Consider the following 7152-nt stretch of genomic DNA (forward strand, 5'->3'; position numbering starts at 1 on the left):
GAGCCCCGCACCATGACCACCCCACGCGCCACCCCATATCCGGAGCCCTTCCTTCCTCCGGACCCGAAGGCGGCCGCCAACAGCCGCATCGCGGACTTCGCCCGCTGGGCCGCCCGGCACCATCACGCCCAAGAGCTCCAGGACCCCACCGACTACCAGGCCCTGCACCGCTGGTCGATCACCGACCTGGAAGGATTCTGGGCCGCGGTGTGGGAGTACTTCGACATCGACGCCACCACTCCGTACGAGCGGGTGCTGGCCGAGGAGACCATGCCCGGCGCCCGCTGGTTCCCCGGCGCCACCCTCAACTACGCCCACCACGCGCTGCGCAACCTGCACCCGGACGCCCCCGCTATCACCGCGCTGGACGAGACCGGAGCCGGCTACGAGATCACGGGCCGGCAGCTGCGCGCCCAGGTCGCCTCCGTCGCGGCCACCCTGCGCGAACTCGGTGTCGGAAAGGGCGACCGGGTGGTCGGCTACCTGCCCAACACCCCCCACGCGATCATCGCCTTCCTCGCCACCGCCAGCCTGGGCGCGGTGTGGTCGGTGTGCGGCCAGGACTACGCACCCAAGGCCGCAGCCGACCGCTTCGCCCAGCTCGAACCGACCGTGCTCATCACGGCGGACGGCTACCTCTTCAACGGCACCGCGCACGACCGCCGCGCCGCCTCCTTCGACCTGGCCGGCGCCCTGCCCACACTCAAGGCCACAGTCCTCGTGAACCACGTGGGCCTCGCCTGGCCCGAGACCCGCACCTCGGGACTGACGATTCCCTGGCAGGACGCGGCCACCCGCACCGAGTACCTCACCATCACCCCGGTTCCGTTCGACCACCCGCTGTGGATCGTCTTCTCCTCCGGCACCACCGGCCTGCCCAAAGGCATCGTCCACGGTCACGGAGGCGTCCTGCTGGAACACCTCAAGACTCTCGGCCTGCACTGCGACCTGGGCGTCGGAGACCGCCTGCTGTGGTACACCACCACCCACTGGATGATGTGGAACCTGGTCGTCTCCACCCTGCTCACCGGCGCCGCCACCTGCACCTACGACGGCAGCCCCGCGCCGGTGGCACGCCCGGACGTCCTGTGGGAGCTGGCGGCCCGCCACAAGGTCACCGTCTTCGGCACCAGCCCCCAGTACCTGCTGGCCATGGCCAAGCTCGGCGTCGACCCCGCCGTGCACGACCTGTCGGCGATCCGCGTCATCGGGTGCACCGGCTCCGCCCTGCCCGCCTCCGCCTACCCCTGGGTCCGCGACCACGTCGGCGCAGGCGTCCAGTTGGCCTCCACCAGCGGCGGCACGGACGTCGTCTCCGGCTTCGCCGGCAGCGCCCCCACCACCCCGGTGTGGGCGGGTGAACTGTCGGCTCCCAACCTCGGCGTGGCGCTCGCGGCGTACGACGGCGCGGGACGGCCGGTCGTCGACCAGGTCGGCGAACTGGTCGTCACCCGGCCCATGCCGTCGATGCCGCTGTACTTCTGGAACGACCCGGACGGCAGCCGCTACCGCGACGCCTACTTCGGCGCCTATCCGGGCGTGTGGCGGCACGGCGACTGGATCACCCTCACCTCCCTCGGCTCGGTGATCGTGCACGGACGCTCCGACGCCACGCTCAACCGCAACGGCGTACGCCTGGGCAGCGCCGACATCCACGACATCGTCGAACGCCTCCCTGAGATCGCCGAGGCCCTCGTCATCGGTGCGGAGGAACCCGACGGCGGCTACTGGATGCCACTCTTCGTGGTCCTGGCCGACGGGGTCGGTCTGGACGAGTCCCTGTCCGAGAAGATCCGCGACGCGATCCGCACCGGCGCCTCACCCCGCCATGTCCCCGACGAGATCCTCGCCGTGCCGGCCATCCCGCACACGAAGACCGGCAAGAAGCTCGAGGTCCCGGTCAAGCGCCTCCTCCAGGGCGCACCCGCCGAGCAGGTCCTCAACCCGTCCGCGGTCGACAACCCCGACCTGATCGCGTACTTCGCCGGCCTGGGAGCCGAACGCCGCCAGGCCCGTCGTTCGCACACCCCCGAGGGCGTCTCGTGATCCTCTCCGCCTTGCTGACCTGTCTCATCGCGTTGATCTTCGCCCTGCTGGGCGCGGTCAAGATTCTGGCCCTGGGTCCGATGCCCGAGCTGGCCGCCCACGCCGGCTTCACCACCGCGGCCTACCGGGTCATCGGCACGCTGGAGCTGGCGGGCGCCATCGGCGTGGCCCTCAGCCCGGTCGTACCGCTGTGCGGCGGGCTGGCCGGTATCGGGCTGCTGATGCTGCTCGCCGGTGCCGTGACCACGCACGTACGCAAGGGCGACGGGGTGCGCAAGCTCCTCCCCGCGGTGACATGCGCGGCCCTGGTCGCCTGGTATCTCGTACTCCTCGCCGACCTCTGACCCGTTCCGGGGGATGGTCGGCGGCCACTGGTGTGAGCGAGCCCACCGCGGGACTGGCACACTGGAGTGTGTGGTTCCGCTGATGGTCGCGGCGGATCAGATCGCGTCCTCATCGCTTACCGGCGCCAGTGTGGTATCAGCCTGCGCACTGCTCTTCACCGTCGCGTCGTTCTGGTGGCTCAACGCCCGACAGGGACGCCTGCAGGCGTGGGAACCTCATTCCTTCGCGGCCATCGTCCACGGTTCCACGGCACGCCTACGACTGCCGCTCGTCCTGCACAACACCGGTCCCAAACCGATCGTCGTGCAGGACCTCATCCTGACCTTCCCCGATGAGCCCGCCTCTCATCTGCCCCTGCTGTGGGTGTCCTCCCCGTCCCGCCTCCAACCGGGGCCGGACGAGGAGACGAAGCTGCCCGCCGGATTCGTCGTGCCCGGCAGAGAAGCGCAACAACTCTTCCTCGAGTTCGAGGCACCGTTTTCCGGATTCCTCCCGCAGGCCCGTGACTACAAGGCCCAGATACAGGTGCGGGTCGGCCACCGCAAGGGATGGCGCCCCCTTTTGACGTTCATCCTGAGGGCCGCCAACATCATCGATCCAGATCGCTACACCGTCTACAACAACGCACCGGTCGAACTGACGAAGGAGGACCAGAAAAGAGCGGACGCGGCGCTCCTCGAGCTGCTGGAAGAGCACGGCAACGGCTCCCCTCCGGGCGGCAGGAGACAGGAAGACCCTCCGAACGACGACGGCGACGCCGACACGAGCCGCTGATACCGCCGTCCGTCCTCTGACGTGGACAGCGGTGACACCGGCCCCGCCGGGCCGCCACAGCCACCGCACCGATCACTCGCGTCAGTCGACGCAACCGGCCGCCGCGAGGCCGAGCGCAATGTCCGTGATCATGTCCGCCTGGCCGCCGACCATCCTGCGCCAGCCGGCTTCGATAAGGATCGCCCGGGTGTGCTTTGGGCTCACCGCACCCATGTGAGCAGCGCCGGTCCGCAACCCGCGCTATCTCGGCGATGTCCCGGCAGTAGGTGACGCCGGGAACGCCGCGCGCCCAGGTGTGGGAGATCCGCTTGAAGTCCAGGACGTAGGCGAGGGCGCCGTTGTGTATGAACTGGCGTGATGCAGCGAAGGATGGTCGACTTGCCCCGCCGGTGCCTGCGGAGATCAGGACGTGCGGGGAGTCGTGGTCCAGGTCAACGGAGACCTTCTTCTTGCCCGCTCCGAGCCCGATGAGCGGTGCGGACTCGGGCATCTTCGCCAGGATCTCGCGCACGCCGGGGTCGGACAGACGCAGCACCTTGGGCGGGGCCAGCCGCTTCTTGACGATGACGTGCGTGTCGTGGCCCGCGCGGCGCCAGGTGAAGGAGACGTTCTCCAGGGCGAGTTTCTTGACGATGAGGTGGCGACCAGGTCCTCGTTGAACCGCATGTGGGTGGGCACGTCGATGCGTATCTCTGCGTCGTCGTCGGAGAAGTTGCGCGGGATGTGGAGGTAGCGGCGCGGGTCGGTCAGCTCCGAGATGCCCAGCGGCACGGCGATCGCCTCGTGCAGGGGCGTCACCCACTCGCGCATGAACTCGCGGCGCTTGCGGGTCAGGAGCCCGTACGCGACGCCGCCCACGGCCGCGGCGGAGGCCGCGGCCGTGGGCGCGGCGGAGGCCGCGCCGATCCCTCGGTCTGCAGGGCGGCGAGGGCCGGATCGGGGTTCTCCCATACCTCCCGGGCGGTGGCGATGGTGGAGTCCCGGTTCTCCCACAGCGCCCAGTAGCCGGCGCCGCCCGTCGCGGCCAGGCCGCTGATGCGGAAGGTGAGGCGCTGCCACCCGGGGCGGTAGGCGGAGCGGGTCACGCAGCGGGTACATGCCGTCCGCCGCTGCGCGCCGGACGGGGGCGTCAGGCAGGCCGATGTCAGTCCTGCTGGAATCGCTTCGAACGCCGTCGCTCCGAGACCTGGCGGGCACTTGAGTGCGCGGACGTGGGTCTCGGCTTCCTTCTCCAACCACGGGCAACCGGCGAAACTCGCTCGTCGGGGTGAGGGAATGCGCGGAACGTGTTCAGCCGGCCAGACCGTGACGGCCAGCTGGCTGTGGACGAGTGCGACCGTCGCCATGGGACGCGAGGAGCGGCCGATGCAGATGGTGTGACGGGGTGCGTTCGATGATCAGGAAAGCGGCGTCGTCGGTGAGCTGCTCGCCGGTGTGCGCGAGCAGGTCGCGGTGAATGTGGTGCAGCAAGGCGTCGGGGCTTGAGGCGGGGAAGGAGGCGACGCGTTCGGCGAGCGGGTAGAAGGCTCCGGTCGGTGAGCGGGCTTCGATCACACCGTCGGTGTAGAGCAGCAGCATGTCGCCCGGTTCCAATGCGAACCAGTCGGTCCGGTCGTTGAGTACGCACAGGGCACGCAGGCCCAATGGGGGTGCGGGACGGCGGGAGTTCAGGGCAGATACCTGGTCACCGCGGATCAGCCGGGGCGGCGGATGGCCGCAGTTGAGCATTTCAGCGTGTGGGCCCTGATCGGGGATGTCGATCATGAGGCGGTGGTGAAGTGCTCGCCGGAGTCGGTTGCGGTGTCGGCGACCTCCTCCAGGTTCCGGCAGATGCTCTCCTCGACGGCGGTGGCCAGCTCGGGCAAGGAGGGGGTACCGGTGCGCGCCCTCACGGAACGCACTCATCGCCACCGATGCTTCGCCGACGGAGGCCAGACCATGGCCTCGTACGTCACCGATGAGTACCCGGGTGCAGGGGTGATCAGCGCGGGCGACCGCCAACAGGTCGCCCCCGATCTGGGCCTCGTCCTCGGCGGCCAGATACAGCCAGGCCACCCGCAACGGCCCGATCCGCCGCGGTGGAGGCCGCAGCAGAACCCGCTGCGCCGTCTCAGCCACCGACCGCAACCGACTCAGCTCCCGGGCATGCCGCTCCCGCACATAGCGGACGAAGACCACCAGAGCTGACAGCACAGCCAAGGCGATCAGCTGTGCCACGTGGTTGGTCGTGGTCAGCCCGCCGTGGAAAATCGCGATGATCACCAAGGCAACCTCCGCCAGAGCCCCGACCAGAGCGGTCAGCCGCGGGCTGGCGAAGGCGGCGATCAAGGTCGGCGCGATGACCAGCAGCGGGCCCAGATGAACACTGGTGCCGATGCCGATGTCTACCGCAGCGAGGGCCACGATCAGCGCCAGCGCCGGGCAGGTCCACAGACTGCCCGACGCGCCGGAAGCTTACGGGGCCATGATCACTCGCGCCAAAGCAGCTCCCGACCAAAGTCGCTACGTCGACCGCTCGGCACCGTGCACCACGAGGGACGGCGGGTCAGTCGTCACCCCAGCGGCGGAGACTCGCCCTGATCAAGCCCGGTCGGCATCCACAATGCTTGTGACCTGCCGCACATGACCTTGCATGCCCATATATGTCCGCTTTAATTGATGGAACCATCAGAACCGAGGATATGATCCTAGAGGGAGCAGCACATGGCATTCACGTTCCGCGACCCTGCGTGTACGGCTCCAGGTTGCGTGCAGGAGCCACACCTGATGCGTCACCGAGCGAGGCCGTCACTCGTTCTCTCGCGCACCTTGCCGCAACCACGATCCGTGCTGACAGTCGCCTTGCTGTTCATTCTGGCGATCACGCTCATCGATCTTCGGGTGCCTGGCGCAGTTCATCTCGGCGACTTGCTGATCATGGTGCCTGTACTCACTTCCTGGTACGCGAGCTCCCGGGTGACCTCACTTGTCGCCATCATGGCCGTGTCGGCTTTGATGGCCATCTTCCTAGTCCGCCAATCGGTGAACCCGCCACAGGCGGCTGCCCTCATTGCGACCTCGGTGGCCGTCGTGATCCTCCGGTACCTGACGGAACATGGACAGCGAAAGCTGGTCCAGCTGCGCGCAGTCGCCGAGGCCGCGCAACGCGCCATACTGCCTCCCCTCCCCCACCGACTCGGCCCCCTTCGCCTGGCCTCGACGTACCTGGCGGCAGAGGATGAAGCACGCATCGGCGGAGATCTCTACGCCGCCGTGCGCACGCCCACGGGGACACGGTTGATCATCGGCGATGTTCGAGGCAAGGGCCTGGCGGCGGTCGGCATCGCTGCCCACACCATCAGCACGTTCCGCGACGCCGCCCGCCGGCTGACCACGCTGCCGGAACTCGCCGCCTACCTGGATTCAAGTGTCCGCAGCAACGCATCCGAAGCAGTGAGCCCCGAACAGACCGAAGAGGCGTTCGTCACCGCCACTCTCCTCGAAATCCCCGACGCCGAGCCCCTCGTGCGGAGCGTCACCTGCGGACACCCCCCACCGCTACTCCTACGAGCGCACGACGTCGTGGCCCTGGAAGCCGGCCAACCCGCGCCCCCGCTGGGACTGGGCGCATTGGTGCAAACCACCTTTCACCTCGACACTTTCGCCCTACGCGCCGAAGACATCCTCCTCCTCTACACCGACGGTGCCATCGAAGCCCGCAATACCGACGGCGAGTTCTACCCGCTCGCCAAACGACTCACCCACCAGAACCACCGCCATCCCACGGCACTCCTCAACCACCTCCGCGGCGACCTTCTTAACCACGTCGGCGGCCGACTCGACGACGACGCCGCCTTGATCTCAATCAAACGTCAACCCGCTGACGGCATAGCGCCATCGGTTGACCAAACGACTGAGGTGCCCCGAAGTTTCCGGACAGGGACCCAATAGGATCTCTACGTAAGGAAACGAGAGGCAAGACGTGGCACCACCCAGTAAGTACTCGCC

At 68.4% G+C, this 7152-nt stretch carries 6 protein-coding genes and 1 pseudogene; 4 read left to right on the plus strand and 3 right to left on the minus strand.

Annotated features, from left to right (window positions below):
* Positions 1–12 precede the first annotated feature (12 nt).
* The 3 genes from ACZ3TS_RS38650 to ACZ3TS_RS38660 all read left to right on the plus strand — a co-directional run bounded on the left by ACZ3TS_RS38650 (position 13) and on the right by ACZ3TS_RS38660 (position 3165).
* Positions 13–2046: an acetoacetate--CoA ligase gene (locus ACZ3TS_RS38650; RefSeq protein WP_467626859.1), complete on the plus strand. Its 2034-nt coding sequence runs from the start codon at positions 13–15 to the stop codon at positions 2044–2046.
* Positions 2043–2390, plus strand: a complete 348-nt coding sequence (locus tag ACZ3TS_RS38655; protein ID WP_467626861.1) for a DoxX family protein — start codon at positions 2043–2045, stop codon at positions 2388–2390. Before ACZ3TS_RS38650 ends, ACZ3TS_RS38655 begins: the two co-directional genes overlap by 4 nt.
* Before the next feature lie 130 nt (positions 2391–2520).
* Complete coding sequence (locus tag ACZ3TS_RS38660) at positions 2521–3165, plus strand: hypothetical protein (RefSeq protein WP_467626863.1); 645 nt, start codon at positions 2521–2523, stop codon at positions 3163–3165.
* Positions 3166–3246: 81 nt separating this feature from the next.
* Here ACZ3TS_RS38660 and ACZ3TS_RS38665 read toward each other — a convergent pair.
* From ACZ3TS_RS38665 to ACZ3TS_RS38675, 3 genes and pseudogenes are all read right to left on the minus strand, one after another.
* Positions 3247–3354 (minus strand): annotated as a pseudogene (locus tag ACZ3TS_RS38665) (4-hydroxy-2-oxovalerate aldolase); the annotation flags it as partial.
* 641 nt (positions 3355–3995) lie between these two features.
* Entirely contained in the window at positions 3996–4250 is a 255-nt protein-coding gene (locus ACZ3TS_RS38670; protein WP_467626866.1) for a hypothetical protein, read from the minus strand.
* Between the two features lie 205 nt (positions 4251–4455).
* Positions 4456–5568, minus strand: a complete 1113-nt coding sequence (locus ACZ3TS_RS38675) for a PP2C family protein-serine/threonine phosphatase (protein WP_467626868.1) — start codon at positions 5566–5568, stop codon at positions 4456–4458.
* A gap of 423 nt (positions 5569–5991) precedes the next feature.
* On the opposite strand from ACZ3TS_RS38675, the gene ACZ3TS_RS38680 reads away from it, so the two are divergent.
* On the plus strand, positions 5992–7095 hold the full coding sequence (locus ACZ3TS_RS38680) for a PP2C family protein-serine/threonine phosphatase (protein WP_467626870.1): 1104 nt from the start codon (positions 5992–5994) through the stop codon (positions 7093–7095).
* The last annotated feature ends 57 nt before the right edge of the window (positions 7096–7152 follow it).

This window comes from Streptomyces sp. NPDC022910, assembly GCF_055561075.1.